This is a genomic window from Camelimonas fluminis (genome assembly GCF_014656355.1).
GTDB classification, from domain to species: domain Bacteria; phylum Pseudomonadota; class Alphaproteobacteria; order Rhizobiales; family Beijerinckiaceae; genus Camelimonas; species Camelimonas fluminis.
Map to the genome: position 1 here is coordinate 1 of NZ_BNCG01000031.1, position 26,131 is coordinate 26,131.

A 26,131-nucleotide genomic window follows, 5' to 3' on the forward strand; every position below is an offset into this window, starting at 1 on the left:
GAAAGCGGTTGGCTGGGGAACCTGGATTCGAACCAAGACTAACGGAGTCAGAGTCCACATTTTTTTGATACAATTCAAATACTTGATTGTAAAAACATCCAAACGCGCCACCAGACAAATCAAGCACTTACAAGAGGAATGTAAACCGAAAAACCGCCTCACGGCGGCGCTCTGGCGTCCTTGCCGCTCTGGCGGACGATCCAGTCGATATTCGTGCTGATACCCTTCAGGGCGCTGCGAACCTCGCTCATGTCGCGGGTCAGCATCTCCAGCTTGGCGTCGGCTTTCTCCCTCACTTCCCGAATCTCTGCCCTGATCCGGGCGTCTTCCATTTCCAGCTTGAGTATCTGCTTTGCGTGGTCATTTGCCTGACCTTCCATCCGCGACCAGCCGAGAACGATAGCGATGGCGAACCCGGCGACGGTCACAATGACATTGAGGGTCAGCTTAAACTCGAACCACGATGGTTTCTGCATCTCATCCTCCATTAGCCGCACCACGCTTTCCGGCAGGCCGCTTCCAGCCGCACCCGGCAACGCCGCGCTCTATCGTGTCGTCAATCCAGTCCTGATCCCGCGCCGTAGCGCCGACGACCAAAGAAGCTGGCCTGACAAACACCTTGCATTCACCGCCGGCGACAGTTGCCGGTGCTGACGTCCCACAAGCCGCCAGCATCAACGCACAGGCGCCGATTGGCAGAAGCCTCATTCGCAGCATCGACAGCGCTCCTGTCCTGTTTCGTGATTTCGGATTTCGCGGCTTCTGACCCGCGCTCGTAGCCCCGGCTATCGATCCACCAGACCGCGCCGACCACGGCGAGGCCGGCGGCTGCGCCAGAGGCCAGACGCCAGTTGGAAATGAGCCAGGTCATGCCGGCCTCAAACGGTCACGCAGGAAGAAGTAAGCGCCGGCAGCAAAGGCAAGGATCATGATCACCGCCAGCGCCCACTGAACCGGGCCAGAGCCGCTGATCGTGGAGCCGACCGTTGCCGCGATGCCTGCGCCCCACGACACCGTTTCCTTGGTCAGGACGGGCGGAGCTGCTGGCTTGGCTGGCACGTCAGCGGACGAAACAAACTCGCCCTTGGCCCACAGCCCCGCCTCACTGGCGCGGCGGTTCACCAGCCCCTGAACGCGCTTGCCGCCGGCATTCACCCATTTGGCAAGCTCCCCCGGCACGGCGGCATAATCGCCCGCGTTCAGCTTCTTCAGCAGGGTGGATTTGTGCAGGGCGCCGGTGTTGTAATCGAACGAGACAAGCGCCGCGAACTGGCTGTCACTGAGCGGCACCTTCACCAGCCGCTCAACCCGCTGTTCAAACTTAGCCAGATCGCTCTGAAGGATGCGCTCGGCCTCGGCTTCAGTAATCTTCATCCCGGCTTTCACCTGAGGCGCGCCGGCTGCCGACGTGTGGCCGTAGCCAATGGTCAATACCCCAGCGATGTCCTGGTACGCGGACAAGCGGAGGCCTTCCCAGCGCTTGATATGCGCCAGGCCGTCTGCGTTGATTTTTCGTGTCATGGATCACCCATAAAAAAGCCCGCCAGAGGCGGGTGTGGAAACGGTCAAAGAAAAACCCGCCAACAAGGCGGGTGTGTTATTCACGGAGCCGGCCAGGGCGATGTATCCACTCTCCATGACGTGTCGTTCTGGCCAGAGCCGGCGTGGACTTGCAACACCCATGCCGGCTCGCTCTATGGGGGGGGCAGGTTGGCGGGCGTTGACGATGCGCTGCTACAATTCAGGTATTGAGCATCACTTCAATAATTGCGTGAGGCGTACACATAATACGGAACCCAAGGTCTGGCGTCTCTTCGTTGTGGCAGGATGGATAAGCCAGCAGAACTGAGCGTTTCCACAACATCGGACCACGTGGCAGAATTCTCATATCCAGGTATATGCGCCATGAAATCATGACACGAAATCACCCATCGTTCTGCTATGCCGACCGCCGCGCAACCGCCGCGCAGCGCGGCCACCTCTGCCCCCTCAATGTTCATTTTGATAACCGACACGCTCCATAGACCTAGCGTCTCAATCAGGTAATCTAGGGTAATAGCCCTCACTGACGTATTGCCAGTCGACCCGACTCTGTTCGCCAAATGGTTTTCACCATCCTCAACGAGTAACTCACCCTGGCTGTCTGATATCGCAACGTTTAGTGGCGTGACATTCGACAAGTTGTTTGCTGCGCAGGTTTTGCTCAAGCAGCGGAACGTCCCAGGATGAGCTTCCACAGCTATCACTCGCCCAGTGGGGCCGACCATTCGGGATAAAACAACCGCGTCATCTCCAACGCCAGCGCCAATATCGATCACGGTATCGCCGTGCCGTATTTTGCCCCCATGGCACCAGATATCTTGAATGCCGGCCTCAACCTCGGAAAAACGGATAGTGCTGTAATTCCTGCTATAAAGCGTTGCATTTTCTTGGTTATTTACCCAATCCCCATCCTTGTCTTTGTAGATAAGGGTCTTTTCGCGCCGTATGGCGGTCAATGCAACTGTCGCTGCCGCTGACAAAACTGGTGATAGCGGCGTTTTTTCCAACCCAATCACGGCGCTTTTAAAGCTACCCATTCGCATCCATCCCCTAACTTCATTTTATCAGACTAAGGGCGGAGGGCATCGCGTGCAACTGAAGTTGTTGAGTTCTAATTCATCCACATAGTCGCCATGAGATCGAGCTCGTCTTTGCTCAGCAGCCGGTCATAGATGACGACGTGTGTGTAAATGGCGTTCATTAAGTTGTCATAGTTATTAATCCCGCTGGCTCCACCTATATGCGTTGAGACAAAACCCGACAGTGGCTCGAAACCAGTAGCACGGGCGCTCAGGCCATAGCTTATCAACCCTACATCTGCCCCGCTACCCGCGAAGCCTAGCCCGAAGACTATTTCCTTGCGAAGAACACCGTTAATGAGCGTCAGGGTAGTGCCAGCACCAGCTGATTCCCCATCCGCCTGACGTCTTATAGTGTCATTAGCACCTGCCAAGTTGTTCATGTTTGTGGTAACGTATAGCCCACCTTGTCCCTGCCCTGTCTTAACCGCTAAGGGTATAGACCCTGACCCAGAGCCATAGGAATAGTCGTCCGAAAAGCGTGTCGGAACCACAACACGCGCAACTATAGTCGCAGCCGATCCAATGAGTGACCGAAACGGAACGCCGAGGGTCACCGTGTCACTACCAACAGTCTGATCGAAACCCAGTCGCTCAGTCGGCTGCCGTGCATATTCCTCGACCTGCTGAAACGATGTGTCACCGCTCAAGTTGATCGTCGCAGTGAAGGGGGTCGATACGCTTTTTGAATACCGCTTGGCCTTGCGCCGACCAGATACGTAAGACCCGACCAGCGTTAAATTCGCTGAAGTCAGGGAGGCGTCGCCGCTCCCCTCCCAGCTTAGGGTGATTGGAGTATTTACGCCGCTAGCCCCAAACGACACGTTAGAGCCATCTGTAGGTGTATCCGTAAGTAGGTTTTTAGACTGCCGATTCACATACAGCCCGTATGCGTCGCTCTCATGGTCAAACCGAAAGCGCGGCTTGTTAGCCGGAGCAGACCTGAGAACCCCGTCCCGGTCGAAATAGTTGGCCGCTACGCCAGTGCGCGCAACAGAAACCGCCTCGTCGGCGGCGTAGTCCGTGCGTGTCCCATCGAGCACGGTGAAATACTGGCCGCGTGCAAAATCCAGCATCCCAACGAAGTCCTGGGGGCCGGTGTTGCCGTGGATGCTTCCAACGGAAGCAGTCGCCTGAGAGTTCGTCTTGAGGATAATCGTCATGACATAATTCCTTAAAGTGCGTTCACATCAACCGTGTTGCTCTTTTGAATGTACAGGTGCTGCGGAACGCCGATGGATGGGAACGTGTACGAATTCCAACCGACAACCAGCGTCAAATTCGGGCCGTCCCACAGAACCTCAAAAGTCCCTTTGTAAACGGGCCCGGCAGGAGCCTGGATAAGCGCGGGACCGAACGTAAAATTATGTCCGTCGCTTGATATTCCTAGGTAAAGGTTTGACGGGCGCGTGTTGTTGTTCGTGTGCTGGTTCAAAAGCATTACGAACTTAGTGCCGATATATTTGACCTCGAAGTGCCAGGGGCCAATGTCCCCGGTGTCAACTGCGCCCACAGACACCCACGGCCCCCTGAACGACGGACCTGTCCAGTGGCCCATGGTGTAGAGCCCCGTCTTGGCCCACAGGTGCCAAATGTCAGCGATGGGATCGTAGAGTATCGCCGGGCTATCACCGCCACCACTTGCCGCCACTATCTCTGGCGTCCAATCGAGGCCGTTCCACGTTGAGCGGCTCTTATGCTCGCCTGCCCCGCCGCGCCAGAAGCATACCAACTCCCCATTCCGTGGGTCATAGGTGAATCCCACATCAGCGTTCCATGTCCCGTCTGGATATTCCAGCGGCCTGCCCAAAGGCTGGGACACGCCTGGGAGAATATCGAACCGATTGAGATCATTTGTGCCGAACAGACACGGGTTCTCCGCCTTTGCCCCGCCGCTACCGTGAGGCGTGTCAGCAAACAGGTATCGGTATCCAAGGACAGGCTTTCTCATTTCGAGCAAGAAGGGGTGGACAAGGTGTCCGGGGTAATGCGGCGTGGCAAAATACCTCACGCCGTCAGGGCTTGGCGGTGGAACGGAGAATGCCGAGACAATGCTATCCGGCACGTTGTACAGGTTCGGGACCAAAGCTCGCGGCGGGTCAATATAGGGCCGCCCCTCGGCCACAAGGTCCGCGATAAGCGGCTTGACGGCGGGGTGGAGCTTTTCGCGATCGTCGGTTGGGAAGCGGATTTCGCGATCCACCGGCATGTTGAGCGCCGCCTGCACGGACATGCCTATGCCAGGCAGGAACATGCCACCGGCGCTGTCCAGCCGCACCGCGACTTCGCCATTGCCCGTCTCGATTTGCCAAATATCGCGCGGGCGAAAGCCGCTGCCCTGGTGGATGTCTTGCTTAGTTGTGGCGGCATGGGCCTGCACCGACTGGCCGTTCATGTTGGGGATGTATAGTTCGCCAGCGGCGTCCGTTCTGCGGACTATCGCCCCTCTCATATCTTCAAGGATTTCAGCGTCGGGCTGTTCAATGTCAGTCTTGGCGGGAACGGCTTCCACCGCGCCAGCCGTTGGGTAGTCAGTCAGCTTCGTCGCCACACTGGCGCTATCCCGGCGATAACGCACGTTCCGGTCGCCGTCCGGCACGATGAACTGATCGCCGTCTGCGGTCGCAGCGAGGCCCGCTGAAACGCTGGCGTAAACCTTGGCGTCGGCCTGTGCCGCGTCCCTCGCCGTTTCAGCCTGCGTCTTGGCCGTCTGCGCTGCGGATTTGTCGATGCCAGTTTGCGTCCTGTCGGCGCCAGTCGCAGCGCGATCAAGCCCGGTTTGAACCCGGTCCAGCGCGACCTGTTCAGCCGCCGGCACCACAACGGCCTTGTCATCAGCTACCTGCTGGGCGTCCTGTCCGACCTCAATCGCCTTTTCAGCAACAAAGGCGCGGGCTTCGATCGTCGCCGCTGACGTCTCCCCCGTCGCGCCGGGGATGCCCGCGGTAAACCGCAAGGTGACGCGCGGCATTGCCCCCTGAGTGACCGCCATCAGATGTTTCCTTCAGTGATCGTGACAGAGCCGTCGAAAACCTGAAACGCCACACCCGTCTCTGGATACGTCAGGCGCAGGCCGTGCTGATAGGTTCCGGGCCGGAGACGGAGGCTCGGCAGGGAGCAGACAACGCGGCTCGTCTCAGCATCGGCCCACAAGCCATCCTGATCAGAGGTCATATCCAGAACACGCTGGCCGCAGTCATTGCGGATCGAATACTCCGCGCGCGCTCCCTCCCATGGGAAAGGTTCTTCGCCCTTCACGCCAAGGACAGCCTCCCAGCCAAAGGTCGTGTCGTCGGTCAGGCTGAAGCTGACGCCGAATGGTGCGCTCATGGCGGCTCCATAGAAAAAGCCCCGCTGGAGGGCGGGGCTTGCGGAATAAGGTGGGGGGTTAATCGTCAGTGCGCTTCGAGGTAGCCAAGAGCCGCCTTGATCAGCATCATGTGGGACTCATCGTCATCGAACATCGTCATTTCTGACAGCGCCATCTTCAGCGCTTCAGCCGCGCCTTCCCGAGTCACCGCTGGGCGTTCCCAGTTGCAGATGGCCTGATAGGGCTCGCCATAGGTGGCCCAGACTACGGCCATCTCGCCGCCGAGTTTCGGCCAGTCCGCCTCGTCAATCGCGTTGAACGCAGCAAGGCCGGAGCGGTGCTTCACCTTCAAACACAGCTTGCGTTCCGGGCGACCAAGGCCCTTGAAGATATCGCGAAGCGGATTGACACAGGGGAGCCCCTTTCGCCGGATGAACGCAGCCTCATCGAGGTGGCCAGAGGGTTTCAATTTACCCATCTGCTGACAGAAGGTGACGAAGCGGCAGACAAACCCAAGGACGCCGAATGAAGCGCGCGGCTGACCCAGCGTGACGTTGACTCCCTGCCCCATCCTGGATCGGATGAAGGGAACAGGGGGATTCGATGGACAAGTATTTCGTCACGTTCAGGATCTACGATGGGGTTGCAGCGGGGAAGTCATATGACGAACGGCGCCAATCGCTCATCGATGCTGCTTATGACGGGTGTGAAGCGTGCTGGGCCGAAACCACATCGTTTCTGATGATCTCGACCGATCTGAGAACACCGGATTTCCTCAAGAAAATCACTCGCGGGCTCAGCGCCGCCCACGATATAGTTGTGGTGTTTGATCCAGACGACCAGTCATGCAGCTACTTCGGGCCTGTCGCCAACGCTGACCTGTTGAGGTGGTTCGTGCCATTGGCAAAGAAGCTGCCATGAACATCAACCGGGACTGCGAAGCGCCGCGCCACCCACATGACAAAGCGCAGGCGCGCCTTTCGCAGCGCCGAAAGCGGGACCGGCCTGTAAGGCTCCCTCACAATGGCCGCGAGCCGCTGGCTTTCATCATGGTACCAGCGGGCGGTGTGCTCAGCCCATGGGTCAAGCGGGTGCTGCCGGCGAACTGACATGGTATCTTCTCCTGTGCTAGGAATGAGGGATGAAATTCCCCATTGAATTCTGGACCATCTTTGCCGTGACCAAGGACGCCGTATGAAGACTAGGCTCCTATGGATGGCGGGTCAGGTGGCGTTCATAGGCTGGTACGTCTGGACGTTCGCCAATCGTGAGCCAGACATAAGCCCGTTCTGGCTCGTGTTCGGCGCAGTCATATATGCAGCGGTGGGGACTGCCATTCTAGCCATTGCAATTGATCGGCTGCGCTATAACCCGCTCGGAGCGTTGAAGTGGGCTCTCTGGGTTTCCGGGCTGTCACTGCTGATCACGGGAGCGCTTTCTATCGAGGCCGGGATAAAGAGCTTCCAGAATAAATTTTTACTCGTCCTTCTCGTCGTCGCCATCGCCTCACCGTTTGCCATTTCCATTTTCCGCAGCCTGACGGGCAAGGGCAGTAAGACGGGCAGTGAGAACGATAGCCTTGGCGCTCCCGGCCTCAGTGGTTCCGAGCGTCTTGAACAGAAGCGTCGCCTTGGGATCGGTGAGGATCCGCGCTAGTTCCGCCGTGTTCCGGCCAGCGCGCCAGTCGCTCCACCGCTCACCAATGGCCTTGGGGAGACGCAGGCCGCCGGTCGTGATGTGCTCGGCCATCTTACCCAAGGCTCCAGCGCCGCCCGTCAACTCCCTCTGGACCTCCTGGTTGAAGGCAGTCGCTGAACCCGTCGTCGGGCGCCAGCGGGTCGCCTCAAGCGTCTCCATCAGCCGCTCAAATCCAGGCAGGATGTCGTCGCCATTCTTCAGACCACGGATCGCGGCGCGCATGTTGGCGGCCTTTTCCGAGTTTCCCACCAGATCAGTAACGAACCTTGCCCCGCCGTTCACGTTGGGACCTCCGGTCAGTTCCCGAGCTGTCCTGTTGAACACCTGCTCGACATAGGTCCTGACAAGCTGGTTCGCGACCGCTGGTTTCTGTGCGGACAGCGCCTGGACCGCCTCGAATGTCTGCTGGGAGTTGCCGGGAAGCGGGTTCTCCGGAAACAGCGCTTTGACAGCTTCCTGTGTCGTCATGTCCCGTTTGGCCAACCCGCCAATGAGAGACTTTTCAATCTTCGCCAGCCCGTCGCGCGATGCGGCGATGTCCAGAAGCCGCTCTTTCGCGGCAGGGAATTGGGCGAACACATCCTCCTGCTTCCGGACGGCGTTCCTGATGCCGGCGGCCGATACATCCAGCCCCCGGCCCTTCATCGTGTCCAGCACATCTGTCACGAGCCGGGATTCCATCGCCTCCCGGGCGGCCGGCGTAGCCACCTGATTGAAGGCGCGGGCGTCTGAGGCCGAGGACAGAGCGTCAGGGACGCGCTCTGGCGGCATGGTGAACTGCTTGTTGAACTGGTCGCGCTCGATGACGCGCCCCGGGCCGCGCGCGGCGTCGAATGGCGCCAGAGGCTCGCTGGCCGCCTTGAACCCCTGACGGGCCTGACCGTAGAGCGGGACAGCTTCTAACGCCTGATCCAGCGTGTTCACCACGCCTTCCAGTTGCCGGGCCGTGTCATTAGCCCCGGCGCGCTTGGCCTGGCTGATAAGGTCGTTGATTGCGACCCGCGAACCGTGAAGGCCTTCAACGCTGCTGTCGAGAACGCCGTCTGGCGTCATCAGGGCGCGCTTTGCTGCCGCCAGTCCATCGCGCACGGCTCCCTTGGCCGTGGCCATAGCCGCATCGATCCCCTGAATGACCGGCGTAGGATCGACTTGGGCAAACTGCGTCGCCCGGTCGCCAACAATCTGAAACCGGCCGGACTGGTTGTTGTCGGCCAGCCATTGCGCCTTCGCCGCGTCCCGCTCGCCCTGGTTCAGGATGATGGGAATTTCCCGGCGGTTCAGGGCGGTTGCCGTGCCTTCCACCTCCCGCAGGCCTTCGTTCAGCGGGACCGTGGCCGGCGCATTGCGAGCAGCGGCATAATCCTGATCCCCGAGCGCAGCCCTCATGCCCTCGCGGCGCTCAAAGACGTTCTGCAGTTCGTCCTGAATGGTGCGGCCGGCCTGCTCCGGTGATGTGCGAGGGCCAGCCCGCCAATGAGCCTGAGAAAGCGCCTGACCTTCCGGCGTGGCGTCGACGGCTGCGCGCGCGGCGGCCGATACATCGTCTCCCAGGGCACCTGGGTTTGGTGGCGCAGCGCCAAGGTCATCGAAGGCTGAACGCGCAGCCCGCTCAACCTGGCCGGGACGCGCCGCATACAGATCATTCATGATCTGGCCGGCGTCATCACCACTGTTGGCTACGACACGTTCAAGGCGGGAGATGTTCTGGGCCCGTCCGCCGGTCACCTGATTGAGCGCTTCACCCAAGGTCAGGTTGACGCCCTGTTCCGCACCCCGAGCTTGCAGCGCTCTTGCAGCGTTCCAGTCAGCCTCGGCAATGCCACCGAGATTGTCTGAGAGGACGGATTTTGCCCCTTTCGCTGACTGCCATGCGGCGGTTCCAATGCCGCCAGCTATCGCAGCGCCAGCCCTCGCCCACGGCTCAAGCGCCGTTCCCTTGGTAGCCTGACCGGCCGTTTCGCTGGCTACGGCCGGAACCAGAACCTGGGCGGCCCGCGCTCCTGCCGACCCGCCTCCGAGCAACGCTGCTGGGGCGAACTCAGCAATTGTATTGGCATACTGACCGGGAACCGTCTGCGGCTGATAGAGCGGGCCAGTGACGCTCTCTACGGCGTCCGTGGCGTTCTTTGTCGTTAGGGCATCGCCAGCATTCCCGAGGGCCGAGAATGGAGAATTGGTGATTCCAGGTCTGCTTGCCATCGCGGCCTTCGCACGGGCAGCGATGTCATTGCGGGTTGTTGGCTTTCCGGTGATCAACTGCTCTGCAAACGCAATCGGAGCGTCGACTAGAAACTCTTGGGCTGCCCCCGGCAACCCGACCACCCCTGCCACGCCCCTTGCTAGCCCAGAAGGAATGGCCTTTGCCACGTCCTCAACCACGCCGGGTTTTTGGCTTGGGGCCTGCTGCGCTGCCTTGGGCGCCGGGGTGACAATCTCGTCGTTTTCACCAAAGCCCCAACCGCCCTGTGGCGCTGAAGAAGCTTGGTCCCATCTCCCCACAATCGGGTCGTTTTCACCGAAACTGGCCATGCTCGACTCCGGTCAGGAAAGATTCAATGCTGGCTGGGCCAACGAAAATGGGGGACATGAAACATGAGCGCTGAAATTGACGCGCGGGGGCTCGCCGCTCTGGTTATTTCCGTCAGCATCCTGCGCGGCCTGAAAAATAAAGGCCTGCTGTCGAAGGAGGACGTTGACGGCCTCTTGAACGGCGCAAATAACGACATCAAAAACTGGGAAGCCCAGCACAATTCGCCTACTGGGGGCTACGCGAGCGGCCTGATTGCAGGCATCAGGGCGGCCAACAACGGCGGGAAGCTTTAAAATCCCTCTCGTATGCGCTTTGCAATGTGACGGGCCAGATCAAGCACGGCATTTGCCAGTTCTGGCTCTTCAGGGAGGCTCTGGGCGATCTTCAGGGCCTCTTTCCGAAAATACTGCGCCCTGTCCAGCGGGTTGGGATCGCGCATCCACTCAGGCAGACTCTCCTTGATCCTGTCCGGAGAATTGGCGCGGGCATTGCCGGAAGAGAGCATGCCGAGGCCATTCTTGAATGCGTCATAGCCCTCAGCTGCGTAGTTCACGCCTTCACTCATGGCTTTCTCCTGATTGATCCGTCTGGGTGCTGGTAGAGCGTTCCAGAAGGGATGGCTTGGTACTCTTGTGCGGTTCCCGCTCGCGGAGTTGCGCCAGACTTTGCCGGCTTCGTCCTCTCCGCCTCTCTCTGGTAGGACTTGAAATTGTCGAATGGCGAAGGCAGCTCCTTCAGCATGCGATCCGCTGTTTTCTGGTCGATCTCTCCGCGAAGCACCTGCCCGGCGATATCGCCAGCTCCCACCTGGTAGTCGTAGAGCGACTTGAACGTATCAGCGATGATCCGGTTGCCCTCCGGCGTCTTTGACAGCGACGGAATGGAGTTGCGGAACGTCCGCATTTCCATGTCAGAGGTCGCACCAGATCCTGGAACGCGCATTCGTGGGGTCAGCTTGTCCACGAGCGACATCGCAGCTTCCATGTCGCCCATTTTCCCGTTGGTCAGCGAGTCTGCGACGCCATCAAGGCCCATGGCTTTGGCGTGCTGGGCCAGCAGAAGGCGGGTTTCGGCGCCCTTCCCTGAGCCCGCGCTGGCAATGAGGCCGGCCATAATGTCGATGTCGCCGCGGAGCTGCCGTGCCTCGTCGGAAGCGCTGACAATCTCACCATAGCGCTTGGCCTGGTACTCGTTGGCCTTCTCCGCAAACTTCCCGGCGCCCTTGGTGTCGATGTTGTTCTGGATCGTCGTTGACCGTTTGGACGCGACAAATTCGGGGAAGGTGCCAGTATAGCCCTGCCGCTGGGCGTACTCGTATTCAGTGATATCGCCGGTCGTGTCGCCGCGAGCTGCCTTCCTCTCGGCCTCCTGGATAGAAAGCTCCTTGCTCCTGCGATCCAGAGACCGCATCGGGTCAGCATAAGGCGTCAACTGGTCAATCTGCGCCTTGTACATGGCGCGCTGGCCCTCGGTGTTGCCGGGGTGTCCCATGCGCCGGGTCAATTCCACGATGGCCGCCCTGGCCCTCTCTGGCGGAATGCCCCACTGCCGCTGCTGCTGACCTGGCGGGGTGAATCCCTGCGCCGGCTGCGCGCCCTGGACCGGGACGTCGGCCTCAGCGATCTGAACGTACTTCTGGCGGCGATCCTCCAGGCTCTGACGCTGCTGTGGCGTCAGTTCGCGACCCTGGTCATTAAGGAGCATGTCCACGCGCGCGATTCCTGCGCGGGCCATATCCGGCGTCGTGGCTCCAGTCTGGGCCTGCGCAACCATCGTTGGCTGTGGCTGGCCGGTAGCACGCTGGATGGTGTTGCCGTCGCCCTGATAGCGCGGCAGGTAGGCCATGGCCGTTTGCAGGCGCGCATTGTACTCGGGCGAATTTCCCTGATAGCCAGCGAACCGCCAGGCGTTCGCCATGATCTGGTTGGCTTCGGCAACCGAGTTGGCGTTGTTCAGACGCGGGATCAGCGTCGGATCCTCGCTCGCTAGGAACGCGGCTTGGGTTTCCGGCGTGATAGACCCCACGTTCTCGCCGCGCTGCTGGGCGAACCCATAGAGGTTGCGGAGACGCTCGTTGCGCCACGCGAACAGGCCGCCCGAGGTCCCGGCCTGCCCGCTCTGGGACGGGTCCGACCACGAGCGGTTGGCGTTCTGTGGGGACCAGCCGCTTTCCCGCTTCCCGTAGGCGGCCACAGTTGCCAGCCCGTATGGGTTTGTCAGCCCGGCCTCGCGGATGCCTGACATGAACCGGGTTTCGATCTGATTGGGGTTGCCGAGATTGGCGAGTGTCTGCCCGCCGGCCTGCGGCTGCGCGGCGGCCCCAATGCTACCCAGCGTCGCCCCGCTCCCGGATCCGATGCTGTTCAGATCAAGTGGCTGGCCGGCCTGCCGCATCGCGTCGGCCTGAAGCGCGCGCGTGTGGCCGACCTCAAGCGCCTTCAGGCCGTTGCCGATGTCGCCTGAAGCGAACAGGCCCTGTGCCAGCGCATTATAGTCGCCAGTCGCAGCCTGCTTCCCGAAGGTTGCCGCCTGCTCCAGCTTTTTGCGCTTCTCCCAACCCTCGCCAATCCCGCCAATAGCGTCATTCAGGTTGCGAAATGCGCCATCAAATGAATAAACGGCCATGATTATTTCGCCCCCGTTCCAGAGAACAGGCCGAGCGCCTTAATCGCAGTGCCAGCCGCGTTCACACCAAAATTCAGGTTATTCGCCAGCGCATCCTGACCAGCCTGCCCCGCCTTCTGGCCCAGCTGCGACAGGTTGTTCATGAAGTTGGTGTTGTTGCCGACGATGGTATTCGCCGCGCCCATCCTCAGGCCTGCCTGCTGCTGGCCAAGCCCGGCGTAGAGGTCGCCCATGCCGCGATCCAGATTGGCCTGCTGTCCGGTCGCCTGAAGGCCCATCTGGCCGAGGTTCTGCAGGTTGTTCTGCCATCCGCTGTATTCTTGGTTCGCAAGCTGGTTGGCGCGGTCCTGAATGGCCGTCTGGGTGTTGCCGCTGCCCAGCATGCCAAGGGCGGACTGCTTGCGGGCCACCGCGTCCGTCGCCTGGTCGACCTGCCACTGGTAACCGGGCGACGCCTGAAACGCCCCCACGGCCCGCGCATTGCCTTCAGCGCCGTTAACCCCGAGGCTGTCGCCATACAGGTTGTATCCGGCCAGACCCTGCGTCGCCCATGGCTGGTATCTGTCAATCGCGCCCTGGTAATAGGGCAGCGCCTTGTCGATGCCGGAGCCAAGGTCTGATAGCGAGTTACCGAGGTAGTCTTCAATAATCTTGTTGTTCTGGGCGCGCTCTTCGCCGGCCATGTTGCCGAGGAAGACCGCAGAATTGCGGGCAGATTTGCCGCTGAAAAGTGCCATGGCGCTATCCTGCCTTCGGGGGAGTTTTGGGGAGGCGGGCCTTCACGGCTTCGCAGTTCTCTACCCATGCCCGCGTTTCGTCGGGCAAAGAAAAACCCTGCTCAAGCAGGGCGCGGAAACCTTTGGCGATGGCGTCAAGCTGGTCGCCTGTCGGCATGTAGGCGCGTTCCCGCAAGCGATGCGGGTTGCCGCCAATGCGGGCTGATTTCACTCAGACCTCCAGGGAGAATTCGCCGTCGATATGGGGAACGCAGCGCACGCTGACCGCGTAGGCGCCGGGGAAGTCGAACACCAGAGCCAGATCTGGCGCATCAGCTGCAATATCGGTCTGGGCGCCGGCCGCGTCCGTCACGATCACCGTGCATGGCGCTGGAAGATTGTGCAGCGTGGCCCCGTCTAGGGCAGCAGGGCATGGCGTGCGCTCGGCAATCGACTTGGTCGCCAGATCCACATAATCCAGACCAAGGCGAGCTGGCCGCGTGAGATAGGACCAGCCAGTCTGCTGCTCCAGATACCTCACAGCGCCGATAGCCATGTTGCCAGTCTCGAGCACCTCGCCCGTTGCCGGGTCGTAGCGCACAAATGGCGTTGCCCGCGTGTCTGTGAGCCAGGTCATTTCGAGCCCTCAAACACCCAGATGCGGACCCCGCCGCCGACGCCATTGGTAACCGTGAACGTGTGGTTGCCGGGCGACGGGGTGATCTCTGTCAGCAGGGTGGTTTGCAGCAGGCGGATCGCGACGGGGCCGCTAGACGGCACGTAGGCGTAGTAGTTGTTGCCAACGGCGTCGATCTGGCCACTATCCATGGACACAGCCAAATTCGGCACGCCGCCACGATCGATTGCAGGTGTCCCAGCGTAGTAAGCGATGATCGATATCTTGCCGGTGCCACGGTAGTTGATGGCGAGGCTGGCGCTGGAGTCTCCTGACGCAGTGGCAATCTGCGTCGCAGCGTTGTTGTTCAGGCCGACGTTGAGGACGGACCCGGTAACCAGCAGGTTGCCGTTGATGACGACGTTGGACTGGATCTCCAGCAAGAAGTCGGCGCCCGTACCATCGGCCCGTTTCAGCCCGGTGAAGACGACGCCGCCATATGAGCCGCCGACATACGCCTGAATGGCCCACTGGACGCCGAGGCCATTCACCGATGTGAACAGCTCTGAAATGTCAGCCGTGTTCTCGCCTACCGTCGTGGAAACCGTGGTGATCTGGGCAGCCAGCGCATTGTCAGCGTCTGTCCTTGCTTCAATCTCCGTCGTGATGGCTGCGGTGTTTCCGTTGGTTTCACTTTCGACCGTCGTCAGCTTGTGGTCCAGCGCGACGACGTTGTTTTTCATCCACGACCAGAGACCCATGAGCCAATCGTGAAAGGCTGTCGTTGGGCGCCCGCTATCCGTTTTCGTCAGCGCCACCTCGACAGGCGGGACGAATGGGATGCTGTCCGGGTCAATATCAGCCATCAGGCAACCGGCCGCTTGTCAGGGATCGGGATATTGGCCCCGATGAATGAGAGGTCCTGATCCGTATCCGTGGTGATGCGGATGCGGATGCCGTGATGCGTGGACAGGCCAAGACGGTTGACGCGGACAGGCCAGCGATCAGCCGTAGCTAGCGAGCGATCCACGCCTGCGGCCCATGTCTGGCCGCCGTTGTGGGACCATGACAAATGCACGTCGGCGGAAGACATGGTGAAATCCAGAAACAGGGACGGGACCGCGATGCGCGCCGGGAAATCCTTCGTCGGCCCGCTTTCGAGCAGGACGGGGAGCGGAGAGCCATTTTCGGTGAAGTTCGTACCGCTGAAGGTCAGGACATCGCCGGTCAGCCGGTCAGCAACCAGCCAGCGGTCATTGTCGAACCACGTTGGCCCGCCGCGCCACCGATCCGATCCAACGCTTTCCCGCTCGGCCCACGCGCCGCGCGTCGTATCGAACTCCCAGCTGCCCTTGTCAGATGAGAGGATGACAAACCCGACGCCGCGCCACACATGCGCAACCATGCGGATCTGGGCCCGGTCAGACGCCTGAACAAACCGCTCGACGTCTGGCGTACTGATGCGCGCTGTCTCATAGCCGCTGAGGCTGCGAACCGTGTAATCAGAGGCCACAAAGAACAGCGGGTTGTTCCAGGCTTCCTCGTTGCCGCATGCCGCCATGGTCGCCAGCACGCCAACCGGGATAACCGTCGTGGCCCGCTGCATGGGATATGGCTGCGTACCGACGTTCTGGTACGGCTCAATCGTGCTCTCGCCCATGGCGTACAGCAGGGATCCCGTAGCAATGGCCCTGCGAAGCCCATCTGGCCGGCTTTCGGCCGTGGTGACGGACAGCGCGTTGACGTCGGTGCTGTTCAGCTCTGATGCGAACAGCCGGCCATCTGGAATGGTGAAATGGAAATAGCCGCCCAGAAACTCGACGCTGTTGACCGTCGCCGGCAGGTCTGCGTCTGGGTACGACGAAACTGCCGTTGTCGTGATGACGTATGCGCCGCCGGAAGACCTGACCGCCACAACGTCAGGCGTTGAGACGCCGCCAGTGGCCTTGTTGTTGCGGGCAATGGTCACGCCATCATCGCCGGGAATTGAGCCCGTCAGCGTGGTGACCGTCGATCCGGTGATGCGGACAACTGACCCCGTGTAGACCAGCACCCATGCGCCGCCGACGTTCAGCGCGCCGCGGATGCCAGTCTTGTCGGTCTGAAGGACCTGCACGAGCCCGGGGGAGCGGCGAACAACGTCCTTGTCTCCGTCCTTGTCGATCCACGCGTTGACGCGGCGGCCCTCGCCCTCGCCTGGCCTTGCGCCGGGTGTTGATTGCTTGGGGAACGGGACGGCAACCATCAGATGCGGCCCCGCGAGCGCCAGGGCGACCAGACAAGCGCGCAATCAACCTTCAGGCGGGCGCCGGGAACGCCCTTGCCGATCCGCTGGATGGTGCGGAGCCGCGCTTCAGCCTGGGCCATGTTGGCGGCCTCACGTGGCCGCCCAAATGCCGGCGAGCAAAGCTCCACCAGAATGTCCACGATGTACTGGAATGCGCCGTCGCTGATATCGTCGGCGTCAGGGATATAGATGACGTTGCGCACGGCCAGATCGGCCAGAAGCGGATCGATGCGGGCGGAGACAAGCGCATTGTCGTCAGCAACGGCGCTCTCGCCAGCCTGGAGGACGCCAAGGTCCTGCAACACGGCCTTGATCAGATCATCTCTGGTCGCCATCGCTGCCCCTCAAATGGATAGAGCGGCCCGTAGGCCGCCCTTGTTGGTGTGTTCGATGAGGATCAGGCCGAACCGCTGAGGCGCACCGCGAGGCGCTGATCAACGGTCTTGAGGCCATAGAGGATATCGAGGCGGTAGCTCGATTTGTCGTTCACGCCGTCGTAGTACGGGATCAGACGGGCCGAGACGCCCTTGTAGCTCTCCCGCGCCACGTCAACCGCCCCGGGCGGGCTGACAAGCGGGATCATGACCAGCGCGAAGGCGTTGCGATGGAACACCAGGTTCTGGCGGAAGTTGCCAGCAGCCGCGCCGACGAACGTAACAGCCTGGTTGTCCAGATCCGTGACGCCCTGAACGTTCACGTTCTTTTGGGCGCCGGTCCAGATCATGGCCGGGGCAATCGTCAGCGTGGCCGCATTGGTCGCCGCGGTGGCGTCGGCCATCACAACAAACTGCTTGAGGAAGGGCAGCGGCTCTTTGGTCACAGGATTGACGGCATAGACGCCGGCAATGGTGAACACGTCCCCGGCCTTCACCGTCTGGGTAGCGCCGCCAAGGCCATCGATGCCGATGGCCTGGGTCATCGTGTCCTTGACCGCATCGTAGGTGATGGTCGCAGACGTGATGGAGCCGTTGATGAGCGGCGAACCAGCGCGGGTGCCGGCGGTAAACGTCGCGACGTTCTGCGCCATGAACGTTTCGATGCCGGCGATTTTGCCCAGTGTCCCCTCACGATAGGCTCCGGTGGCCGGGCCGTTCATGTAGAGGTTGGTCTGGGTGCCCATCAGGCCCCAGAAGTCGGCCGGGGACAGGAAGGAAGAGCGGTCGCCCTGAGGCACGCCGTACTCGTCCAGCCGTTCGGTCGCCTTCGCGAAATCAGCAAAGGTCTTGACCGTTTCGCCAGGTGTTCCGACCCAGTTGGGGACTTCCTTGGACAGGAGGTGAACGTCCTTGTCCACCTGGTTGGCCAGCTGGATCATCGCAGGACGAATGACGCGCTCTGACAGCTCGTCAATTTCCAGCGTCAGCTCCTTGGACGTGAAGCCGAAGTCGATGCCCTTCTGCTTGTTCACAGTCAGGGTCAGCTTGCCTTCGACCACGTCCTGATTGGACGCAACAGCGCCATCGCGAACGGTGAAGTCAGTGGGGCGCCGGATGCTGATCGTTTCACCGACCGTGTATCCGTTCACCTTCTTTTCGAACTCGTCCTCGTAGCCGCGGTAAACCTTGCCCGCGATGCCGAGCTCGTTTTCAAGAATGCGCACCGCCGCCTTGGCGATGATCGAGGTAGTGAGAGTACGGTTTGCCATGATGGCCGTTCCTTCTGGCCTCAGCCGCCGTATTTGCGCTTGATGTACGCATCCAGTTTCGCTTCATCGGACGCGGGACCAGCGCCGCCCTTCAGAGGGGCGTTTGGCGGGGGAGCCTTGGAGTTTCGGTTTGCGGTGGGCAGGGACAGACTGGCTTCGAGCCGTCCGACAGCGCGCGCGGCAGACAGCGGGTCCATGGCGCTAAGCCGCTGGAGCTCGCCGGGGTTCTTCGCGAAGTGGTATTTGAGCAGTGGCCCCTTATCGCTCTCGATAACGAGCTTGGTCACGGCGTCAGAAGCCGGCATGTTGCCCGCCGCCGCCATGGTTTGCGCGTAGTCTGGGATGGCCTTGGCCGTATCCAGCTCGCGCTCGCGGAAGTCCTCGATTGCCTGCTGCTGGGCGACCGTGGCGCGGGCATGGCGCGATTGCGCCTGCCGCTTCACCTCGCGTTCAGCCAGTCGCTTTTCGACTTCGTAGCCTGTCATCGCCCGTTCAAAGGCGAAATAGTCCTCGAAATCTTCCAGCTTCGGCGGGGCTCCGATTTCCGCATCAACTGCGCGCTTGATCGCCTCACTGTCGACGGGGGCGGCCCCACGACTGCGAAGCATCTCATTCTCTGCGCGCGCATCAGCAAGCTGGCGCTTGAGGCGGTCAACACCCGACCGCTTTTTGCGCTTCTCACCGTCCTGCTCATCACTGTCTTCGCCTGCGGCTTCGTCGCCGTCAGGGCTCGCATCAGCCTCCTGTCCTGTTTTGGCCGGGTCCTGTTCAGGGGTAACGGCCTCAGACTGTTTGGCTTCGGCCTGCGGCTCATCGGCCACTGGCACGTTGTCCTGGTTGTCATCCTGCATTGGATTGCTCACAAAAAAGCCGCCGTGAAAGGCGGCACTCGTCATCGCGGCCAGCGCCTCATGCGCCTGCCTGCGTGATGCTCAGACCGGCGGCTGTCCGGCTTCATCGGGGCCAACAAAAAAGCCGCCCTGAGGCGGCTCTTGTGGCAATTCCATATCGGCCGGCGGCCCGACGTCAGGCGGCGGCTCCATCTGCATCTCTGGCGGCGCTGGCGTGGCCTGGATCATCTGGAACAGGTCGCCCACAACCGCCTGAAGCTCTTGCACCGCCCCGATCACCTGATCAACGCGGGGATCTTCGGCAGGCCGCTGCTGATGCTGAGGCGCGACAGGCTGCGGCATGCCAGCCATTTGCAGCTCCATCTCGGCCTTTGCCAGATCAATCTGAGCCTTCTGTGCGTCAGCCTCGGCCTTGGCTGCCTGCGCCACCTTCTGGCGCGTCTCGGCCTCGGCGGACACCATTTGCATCTGTATCGCCTGCTGTTCTTGCGGCGATGGTTGCGGTGGCGGCTCTGGCGGCTCGTCAGACTCCTTGGCAATCTGCTGCTGGATCTGTGGCGGGGCCAACAGGCGCAGGCGCTCGGCCATCTTGTCTGCCATCGGCCAGTCCTGGGCTTGCACGTACAGATCACCAATGGCCGGGAATAGGTCAGGAGCTGATTGGACAAGCTCCCGCATGCCCTCGCGGGCCTCTTCACGCCGGGTCGTGTAGCTCGGGCCCATCGACATGACGACGTCATAGCTACCGACCGTCAGATCATTCATGATCGGCGCAGCGCCTTCAACCGCCACGCCATTAGGCTGGTTGATCGCAAGCTCTTCAATCGTCCCATCCTCGCCGGCGATGCGCAGCGTGCGAGCCGTGTCGTAGATGCGTGGGATCAGATCGACCAGAATTTCGCCGGTGCGCTGGATCGCGTAGGTGAAGTGGTCGACGTAGACAAATGCGCCGACGTCGCCCTCTCGCTGGCGGGCCAGAATGGCTTTGCCAGATGTCTCGTTGGATTGTGCGCCGAGGCCAGCGTCATAGATGCCGATGGTCCGCTTGATGTCCTCTGCTGCGAGAGCAATTTCCTGCGTCAGAGCGACAGAAGGCTGGGGCGGCGGCTGACGCGACGGCATGGAGCCGCCATTTGCCGGGTCCGGCGTGTAAGCGAGATACGGCAGGTTGGCGTTGTTGGCCTGCTGCCACAGGCCCTCGTTTTCCTCGAAGTTCTTCTCCGTCCCGATGTACGGGGCTTTAGGTTGGAGCGCTGTCAGCTCGATCTGCGCTGACCGGCCATAATTGTAGAGGCGCTGTGGGTCACGAGCGAAGCGGATGGAGCCATACCGGACGCGCTTGCGCTGGATGGTCATCTCGTTGCCGATGACCGGAACAATCGGGATGTGGCGGCCGACGTGGCGCTCTGGCCCTTCTAGGATCTCGCCGCACGAGATTACCGCGCGCCACACCTCATCAACGGTGCGCTGCTCCTGCCTGGCGATCTCGCCTCGCGCTCCGGCTTCTTCAGCAATCTTGGCGTTTTCAGCCGCCCGATCCTCATCTGGGTCGTCCAGATCGTAGACACTGCCGCTTTTCAGCAGCAACAGGCGATGCTTGACCGACTTTTTAAACCAGTACTCCGCAACCCGAACATGGTCGTCAGATGCCCACATGCCGGCGTCGTATGCGTAATTCGTGGTCCAGCCTGAGACGCTCTTGCCGGGGTAACGATCCTTGAAGGCCGCCGTGCTCATGTCGACCGGGACGAAGCAAAATCGAGCATCTGAACGCGCCAGATCGGACGCATCCGGGTCCCAGATCACGGATACGCCATCATCGACAAGCGCCAGACGTATGTCCTGATCGAAGGTCGTATCGCTGGCGTATTCGGTCATCACACGCCAATGGGCGATGCCGCAAACCACCTGGCTGTCTGCCGCCATCGAATAGACGGCGCTCTGGGCCTTTGAGCGATTTTCGATGTAGCGGATGACGGCCGACAGCGCTTCGGCGGTGTCGGGGTCAGAGTTGTCATCGACGCCGACGCATTTGATGGAGGGCCGCATCTGGCGCATGTCGCCAGTGATCTGCCGGGTGTACGTCGGCAGGGCGTTCACCGTGATGCAGGGCCGACCTTCGCGGACGCGCCTGGCCTCATCTTCCCACTGGTTCAGACCGTTGTGAAACTCAAGGTCGTAATAGGACTCCCGGATGTTGTCCCGCTCACGCTCATAGCCTGAGTTGTATCGTTCGTGGGCCAGACGCAGGAAATCGCCGTCATCATCCTTCGCGGTCGATTTCTGTTCATCCGCCATCACGCACCCATCCATCCGCCGCGGGCGTGTCCGCCCTGCCGCTCTTTCTTGCGTTTCGCCTTGGGCTCTTCGTAGGCCACGCACATGAGGCCAAAGGCGTCGGCGGCGTGGGATGACCAATCGTGCTCCGGGCCTAGGTCAATGCCGCGCGCATCGTCTTTGCGGGCGTGATACGCGCCGAGCGCCTCGCGGCCAGCCTCTGTCTTGGCCTCATCCATCCAGATCATGGGGAAGAGCCGGCGGGCGGCCTCAATGCGGGCCATCGCCGCGCCCCTGCCCTGATTGGCAACAACCACGACCTCAAAGCCAGCCTGTCTCAGCGCGCCCTCATAGGAGGCGTCGAAAACCTTGTCGTGGGTGCCGCCATCATGTGGGAGGACGCAGAGCGCTGACCCGTATCCATGGTCGCGTAGCCAGGCTACATGCGTTGCGAGCGGCTGGCCCTGGGCCTCGTAATAATCCAGCACCCGGATTTCGCGACCGACGAACTGGCATATCCAAATTGACGTTGCGTCAGCCTTGGCCCCGGTCCCGCCAATGTCCCAAACCGCCCTGATCGCCATCAGCGGGTCAGCGGCAACGCGGCAGAGCCTGCCCTCATCGCGCATCGCCGTCAGGGACGCAGCGTAATAGGCGCCAACATGGACCGACGCATAGTCGCCGTCCCAGATGTGTGGGTACTGATCCGCTGTCATGCGCAGGCAGTCCAGACGCTCTTGCTCAAGCTCCGGGGTAAACCATGGGTTGTCTCGCCAATTGGCCTGGATGACAGCCGCGCCAGTTGGGCGCTCGGGCCCGCGCAACATCACGTCAACCGGGTCAACCTTGCGCTGCGGATTCCAACTCCACCACATCTGCGCGCCGGATGCCCGCATGGTCGGGCGAAGCAGGCTGATAGAGCGAGCCGTCGCTGTGTGCGCCTCTTCCCACCAGGCACGGCGAAAGCCCTCCAGCGACTTAACGCTGTCCGCGCTATAGTCGTTCATGCCCTTGAAGATGATCACGCCATCGCCCGGCGTCTGGATTACGTCGCGGAAAACCTTGAAGCCGTCAGCCTCACCAATGCCGAAAGAGCCCAGCTTGGCCTCGATAAGGGCCTTGGCCGACTGAGACAGGTCCTTCTGGATTTCACGGATGCAAAGGGCGCGCATGCCCTCGCCAATCTCTCCAGGCGCTGCAAGGCATTCCTCAATCATCATGCTGGCGAAGAAATGGGACTTCCCAGACCCACGGCCACCGTGAGCGCCCTTGTCGCGCGCCGGCTCCAACAATGGCAGGAAAACCTCAGCCGTTGGAATCTGTATCCTTCGGCCTGACAATGATCCGCTCCACTGCTGCTATCTGGACAGGGCCACCATTGGGCCCGGTCAATTCTGCCTGAACCTTGTCGCGCCAGTCCTCTGGTCCTGCGTTCTTCAGGGCGAAAATCGTACTGGTCACGACAGGCCCCGCATCAGCTGACAGGAGCCGACGCTCAAGGAACAGCTGCCTCTTCGCCTGGGCCAGTTTTACAGTGTCCGCAAATTCAGGATGGCGATCCATCCACTCGTAGACGCGCTGCCGGTGGAACCCCAGTTCAGCCGCGCTCGCAGCTAGCGAAAGCCCGCTGGCCATAAGCTGCAAAATCTCGGCGCCATACTCCTGCCGGTACTCTGTCGGCCTCCCCGGCTTTGGAGCGTCGGTCATCGAACTACCTGCATCGTGTTTGAATGCCCCTGAGCAATAGCAAGGAGGCCGGAGACGGACAGGCCAACTATGACCATGAGGATGATTGCCAAGGCGAACTGAGGCAGATCTGATCGGGTCATGTTGCACCCTCGTCGATATAACCCGCCGGCCACTCGCTTGGGGATTTCGGCAGGATTATGAAGTGCGTCCAGACCTTCTCCTGTCGCACCTCATCGGCGTTGAACGGCCGCGCCTCAAGGAACGGCAGGTCAGGCCCGTTGCATGGGTTAGAGAACATGAGCCTGCCACCGAAGTGCTCATCGAGGATCTTGTCCGTGAGCTTGCTGATGGGCTTCCACTTCATGCCGCACCCATGAAAAAACCGCCCGAAGGCGGCTGAATGGATCGGGGTCGATGGCTCCCGTTTCAAATGGAGCCCGGAAAAGCTTCATGGCTTGAGCCGTTCGCCATCAACCCCAAGCTGGAATCAAAAAGCCGGCTCTTGGCCGGCTGCTCGTTGCGGACTTCCACAACTCAATTTCGGCCCCGATGATGCAACGCGCGCGCGTGCGAGTCAAGCGCCTTTTTGGCGCACACGGTCCACGATATTGAGCAATTCGCGCAGCTCGCCAACCTGGTCGCGGTGAGGATCGCGGTCCAGCACGCACACGGAGAACATCAGCGAATGGCCGGCGTGATGCCTGCCCGCATCGCAAAGAGCGCCCTCCACCGCCGCCCAGCGCCGGCGCAACTGATTGTCCTGATCCGGGTCGTTGTCATCGTTGGCGTGAGACAGTGGGATATCGCTGCTGGCGACAAACTCCTGGAGGTGGGCGGATACCTTTGGGAGAGTGATGCCGGTGATGCGACGGTGATAGGTGAGCCACAGCTGCGCGAACCACTCTCCGGCCGCGTGCTGATCCCGGCTGATGGCCCCGGACGCGAACAGGCGCCCAAGAGCATAGCCCAGGAGCCGGCTGCGCGCGTCGCTGGCGCCCCTCCTATGTGGTTGGCCCGTCACTGTAGCCAGCACCTGCTCTTGCGTCTCCACGGGCTTCCTGTGGGCCTTGACGATGCGGCCGCACGCGGAACGGGAGACGCCTTGAACCGGCTTACGCCCCGCTCTCGCTGCTTTCCGCTTTTTCAACTTCGCGTTCATTCCGGCATCCTTGGGCTTTGGCGGTTGGTTGGTCAGGCTGGAGGGCAAGTCCTGCCTCAATCAGGTCAATGGCGGCGTCCTCTTCCCACTTGAGCCCCTTGACTCGTTTGTGGGCGAGGATGCGCTGCACGAGGTCATGAGGGAGGACGTATGACCGGATGGGCATTGCGTTGGCTCATGCTGCGAGGTCCTTTCCGTTGTCGCGACGCCACTTGGCGACGAACGCATCCGGGATGCGGCAGCCAGGCTTGCCCGGCTCGGGCCCCCAATGATCGGACCAGATGCCCCGAGCATGTGACCGGAGCGAACTGGCCCAACGGTCTTCGTCAGGGATTGGTGGTGCCGAAGGCTTGATGCCTGAAAGGCTCGCGGCCGGCGTCATAGCCTCCACGATGGCCGGCACGAAGAAACGCCACGACCTCACGCCGGGTCGCGCTTTGGCCCTGATCACGGGGACGATATCCCGCTCTAGATCAGCCCCCTTTGCCAGCAGCTGGTTGATAGGGCTCAGGTCCAGAAGGCTTGGCGATGGATCGTTCTCAAGCCCGGCAGCCTTTCGGCATTGGCTTTCGATCTGGTCATAGCTCAGGCCGGCGCGCGAAGAAGATGCTGCGCTAGCAGTATCTTCTATTCTCCTATTCCCTCCTCCATCCTCCATCTGCAGAGACTTTTCCCCACCAGTGGCGGACTGGTTCGGAACTGGTTCGGAACTGCCTGAGGATGCCCCGACGAAACCACGGAACCGGTCCGGGAGGACGCCCGAACTATTCGGCTTCTTTGGACGCTGAAACTTCTGGAAATTGCGGACAGCCCCGTATGCTTTCTCGCCGGAGTCGAACCTCGCCACGATGCCAGCGTCCACAAGCTCACCGAGAAGCGCCGGAACGTCTGCGTCATTGACCGGGAAGATGCGCGCCTTCAGCGTCAGGGGCTTCCAGTCAAACACGCCATCATCATAGGCTTCCGTCCAGACGCCGATCAGCAGCAGGCGCGCTTCGACCGAAACGGACATGAACGCTTCATCGGTGAAAATGCCGGGATGAACAGATCGGATTCTGGCCATTATGCGCCCCCATAGAAATTTGATTTGCAGCGGACGATTGACCTGGCCGGGTCACACCAGAGGCTGACCGCGCCGGTGCGCCCCTGACGGGATTTGTCGATTGCCAGCTCAAGGTCGTTCTTGACGCGGGCCAGTTCGTCCTGGGCGCCAGGGTCGCCCTCCTTGAACTTGGCTGATCGCTCGATGTAGTAGGCCGGCCGGTACAGCAGGCCGATGCAGTCGGCCGCTTCCTCGATTTCGCCGGACCCGCGAAGGTCAGCAATCGTCGGGCGCTTGCTTTCGTCGCCGTTTTTTTCGACGGACCTGTTGATCTGGGAGGCCAGCGCAACGCAGCAGCCGAGACGCTTGGCAATGACCTTCGCGCCGTTGGCAATCTCGCCAAGCTCGCCCACCCGGTTGCCCTGGTAACGGTTGCTCGCCTTGACGATCTGGGCGTGGTCGATCACCAGCAAGCCAAGCCTGATATCCCGCTTGGCGATGTGATCCGCGAACGATGCTGCAGAGCGCTCAATATCTCCCAGGTTGAGCCCCGCGCGTGGGTCAATCATGATAGGCAAGCGCTCTAGCTCACGACGGGCCAGATGCATGGCTTCGAGCTGGCGATTGTCGAGGTCGCCTGACAGGACCTCCTCATAGCTTGGGCCATTGCCGGCGATATCGACCATCATGCGAGCGGACATTTCGTCGGCGCCGACTTCGAGCGAAAAAAACGCCACGCCGCAGCTCTTGGCCGCCTGCCGCGCCATGCTCGACAACAGCATGCTCTTGCCCATGCCGGTCCTGCCGCCAATGACAAGCAGGGACCCTGGAGCAAGCCCCCGCATCGGCAGCTTGGCGTCAAGGTCAGGCAGCCCGGTTGATGGCGCACGCATGCCGCCGCCCCTCGCCCGTTCTTCTGCCGCTGTCAGAACGTCAACGCCGATGTCACCGGCGGTCCGTGGACGACTGGCCGTCAGCTCGATCATATCAGCGCGGATTGCCTCAATCTGATCAAAGGCCGCGTTCAGCAGGTCGGACGGCATGGCATTGCCAAACTGCTTTTCA

28 protein-coding genes are annotated in these 26,131 nt (G+C 61.2%); 2 read left to right on the forward strand and 26 right to left on the reverse strand.

Annotated elements, in window-relative coordinates; all coding sequences use genetic code 11:
* Nucleotides 1-158: 158 nt before the first annotated feature.
* From IE243_RS18885 to IE243_RS18920, 8 genes are all read right to left on the reverse strand, one after another.
* The gene (locus IE243_RS18885; RefSeq protein ID WP_191320927.1) at nucleotides 159-476 is read right to left on the reverse strand and encodes a hypothetical protein; all 318 of its coding nucleotides are present in this window, start codon (nucleotides 474-476) and stop codon (nucleotides 159-161) included.
* Nucleotides 477-625: 149 nt separating this feature from the next.
* Nucleotides 626-871: a hypothetical protein gene (locus IE243_RS18890; RefSeq protein WP_191320928.1), complete on the reverse strand. Its 246-nt coding sequence runs from the start codon at nucleotides 869-871 to the stop codon at nucleotides 626-628.
* Complete coding sequence (locus IE243_RS18895) at nucleotides 868-1,521, reverse strand: lysozyme (RefSeq protein ID WP_191320929.1); 654 nt, start codon at nucleotides 1,519-1,521, stop codon at nucleotides 868-870. The genes IE243_RS18890 and IE243_RS18895 overlap by 4 nt, the downstream gene beginning before the upstream one ends.
* Nucleotides 1,522-1,760: 239 nt before the next feature.
* Nucleotides 1,761-2,579: an FkbM family methyltransferase gene (locus IE243_RS18900; protein WP_191320930.1), complete on the reverse strand. Its 819-nt coding sequence runs from the start codon at nucleotides 2,577-2,579 to the stop codon at nucleotides 1,761-1,763.
* A 74-nt stretch (nucleotides 2,580-2,653) separates the two neighbouring features.
* Nucleotides 2,654-3,784, reverse strand: coding sequence for a hypothetical protein (locus tag IE243_RS18905; RefSeq protein ID WP_191320931.1), 1,131 nt, complete (start codon nucleotides 3,782-3,784; stop codon nucleotides 2,654-2,656).
* Between the two features lie 11 nt (nucleotides 3,785-3,795).
* Entirely contained in the window at nucleotides 3,796-5,613 is a 1,818-nt protein-coding gene (locus IE243_RS18910) for a hypothetical protein (protein ID WP_191320933.1), read from the reverse strand.
* Nucleotides 5,613-5,951, reverse strand: a complete 339-nt coding sequence (locus IE243_RS18915; protein ID WP_191320934.1) for a hypothetical protein — start codon at nucleotides 5,949-5,951, stop codon at nucleotides 5,613-5,615. Before IE243_RS18915 ends, IE243_RS18910 begins: the two co-directional genes overlap by 1 nt.
* 65 nt (nucleotides 5,952-6,016) lie before the next feature.
* Complete coding sequence (locus tag IE243_RS18920) at nucleotides 6,017-6,502, reverse strand: hypothetical protein (RefSeq protein WP_191320935.1); 486 nt, start codon at nucleotides 6,500-6,502, stop codon at nucleotides 6,017-6,019.
* A 32-nt stretch (nucleotides 6,503-6,534) separates the two neighbouring features.
* On the opposite strand from IE243_RS18920, the gene IE243_RS18925 reads away from it, so the two are divergent.
* Nucleotides 6,535-6,852, forward strand: a complete 318-nt coding sequence (locus IE243_RS18925; protein ID WP_191320936.1) for a hypothetical protein — start codon at nucleotides 6,535-6,537, stop codon at nucleotides 6,850-6,852.
* Nucleotides 6,853-7,437: 585 nt separating this feature from the next.
* Here the strand turns inward: IE243_RS18925 and IE243_RS18930 are convergent.
* Nucleotides 7,438-9,828 (reverse strand): hypothetical protein, encoded by a 2,391-nt coding sequence (locus IE243_RS18930; RefSeq protein WP_191320937.1) that lies wholly within the window; start codon nucleotides 9,826-9,828, stop codon nucleotides 7,438-7,440.
* A 393-nt stretch (nucleotides 9,829-10,221) separates the two neighbouring features.
* On the opposite strand from IE243_RS18930, the gene IE243_RS18935 reads away from it, so the two are divergent.
* A complete protein-coding gene (locus tag IE243_RS18935; protein WP_191320938.1) occupies nucleotides 10,222-10,452 on the forward strand; it encodes a hypothetical protein in 231 nt (76 codons plus the stop codon).
* On the opposite strand, the gene IE243_RS18940 is transcribed toward IE243_RS18935, so the two are convergent.
* From IE243_RS18940 to IE243_RS19020, 17 genes are all read right to left on the reverse strand, one after another.
* Nucleotides 10,449-10,724, reverse strand: a complete 276-nt coding sequence (locus IE243_RS18940) for a hypothetical protein (RefSeq protein WP_191320939.1) — start codon at nucleotides 10,722-10,724, stop codon at nucleotides 10,449-10,451. The genes IE243_RS18935 and IE243_RS18940 overlap by 4 nt on opposite strands.
* Nucleotides 10,721-12,784, reverse strand: a complete 2,064-nt coding sequence (locus IE243_RS18945) for a hypothetical protein (protein WP_191320940.1) — start codon at nucleotides 12,782-12,784, stop codon at nucleotides 10,721-10,723. The genes IE243_RS18940 and IE243_RS18945 overlap by 4 nt, the downstream gene beginning before the upstream one ends.
* Before the next feature lie 2 nt (nucleotides 12,785-12,786).
* Complete coding sequence (locus tag IE243_RS18950) at nucleotides 12,787-13,521, reverse strand: hypothetical protein (RefSeq protein WP_191320941.1); 735 nt, start codon at nucleotides 13,519-13,521, stop codon at nucleotides 12,787-12,789.
* Nucleotides 13,522-13,525: 4 nt separating this feature from the next.
* A complete protein-coding gene (locus IE243_RS18955; protein WP_191320942.1) occupies nucleotides 13,526-13,732 on the reverse strand; it encodes a hypothetical protein in 207 nt (68 codons plus the stop codon).
* Nucleotides 13,733-14,137 (reverse strand): hypothetical protein, encoded by a 405-nt coding sequence (locus IE243_RS18960; RefSeq protein WP_191320943.1) that lies wholly within the window; start codon nucleotides 14,135-14,137, stop codon nucleotides 13,733-13,735.
* Complete coding sequence (locus IE243_RS18965; RefSeq protein ID WP_191320944.1) at nucleotides 14,134-14,982, reverse strand: hypothetical protein; 849 nt, start codon at nucleotides 14,980-14,982, stop codon at nucleotides 14,134-14,136. Before IE243_RS18965 ends, IE243_RS18960 begins: the two co-directional genes overlap by 4 nt.
* The gene (locus tag IE243_RS18970; RefSeq protein WP_191320945.1) at nucleotides 14,982-16,361 is read right to left on the reverse strand and encodes a packaged DNA stabilization protein; all 1,380 of its coding nucleotides are present in this window, start codon (nucleotides 16,359-16,361) and stop codon (nucleotides 14,982-14,984) included. The genes IE243_RS18965 and IE243_RS18970 overlap by 1 nt, the downstream gene beginning before the upstream one ends.
* Entirely contained in the window at nucleotides 16,361-16,738 is a 378-nt protein-coding gene (locus IE243_RS18975; protein ID WP_191320946.1) for a hypothetical protein, read from the reverse strand. The genes IE243_RS18970 and IE243_RS18975 overlap by 1 nt, the downstream gene beginning before the upstream one ends.
* Before the next feature lie 62 nt (nucleotides 16,739-16,800).
* Nucleotides 16,801-18,048, reverse strand: coding sequence for a P22 phage major capsid protein family protein (locus IE243_RS18980; RefSeq protein ID WP_191320947.1), 1,248 nt, complete (start codon nucleotides 18,046-18,048; stop codon nucleotides 16,801-16,803).
* A gap of 20 nt (nucleotides 18,049-18,068) precedes the next feature.
* Nucleotides 18,069-18,899 (reverse strand): hypothetical protein, encoded by an 831-nt coding sequence (locus tag IE243_RS18985; RefSeq protein ID WP_210319913.1) that lies wholly within the window; start codon nucleotides 18,897-18,899, stop codon nucleotides 18,069-18,071.
* 81 nt (nucleotides 18,900-18,980) lie between these two features.
* On the reverse strand, nucleotides 18,981-21,197 hold the full coding sequence (locus IE243_RS18990; RefSeq protein ID WP_191320949.1) for a portal protein: 2,217 nt from the start codon (nucleotides 21,195-21,197) through the stop codon (nucleotides 18,981-18,983).
* Nucleotides 21,197-22,516, reverse strand: a complete 1,320-nt coding sequence (locus tag IE243_RS18995) for a phage terminase large subunit (RefSeq protein WP_191320950.1) — start codon at nucleotides 22,514-22,516, stop codon at nucleotides 21,197-21,199. The genes IE243_RS18990 and IE243_RS18995 overlap by 1 nt, the downstream gene beginning before the upstream one ends.
* Nucleotides 22,482-22,883, reverse strand: coding sequence for a helix-turn-helix domain-containing protein (locus tag IE243_RS19000; RefSeq protein ID WP_191320951.1), 402 nt, complete (start codon nucleotides 22,881-22,883; stop codon nucleotides 22,482-22,484). The genes IE243_RS18995 and IE243_RS19000 overlap by 35 nt, the downstream gene beginning before the upstream one ends.
* 118 nt (nucleotides 22,884-23,001) lie before the next feature.
* On the reverse strand, nucleotides 23,002-23,229 hold the full coding sequence (locus IE243_RS19005; protein ID WP_191320952.1) for a hypothetical protein: 228 nt from the start codon (nucleotides 23,227-23,229) through the stop codon (nucleotides 23,002-23,004).
* Nucleotides 23,230-23,439: 210 nt separating this feature from the next.
* On the reverse strand, nucleotides 23,440-24,024 hold the full coding sequence (locus IE243_RS19010) for a hypothetical protein (RefSeq protein WP_191320953.1): 585 nt from the start codon (nucleotides 24,022-24,024) through the stop codon (nucleotides 23,440-23,442).
* A gap of 175 nt (nucleotides 24,025-24,199) precedes the next feature.
* Nucleotides 24,200-25,087 (reverse strand): hypothetical protein, encoded by an 888-nt coding sequence (locus tag IE243_RS19015; RefSeq protein ID WP_191320954.1) that lies wholly within the window; start codon nucleotides 25,085-25,087, stop codon nucleotides 24,200-24,202.
* The coding region (locus IE243_RS19020; protein ID WP_210319914.1) for a replicative DNA helicase at nucleotides 25,087-26,131 on the reverse strand (1,045 nt) is incomplete at its 5' end. The genes IE243_RS19020 and IE243_RS19015, both read right to left, overlap by 1 nt.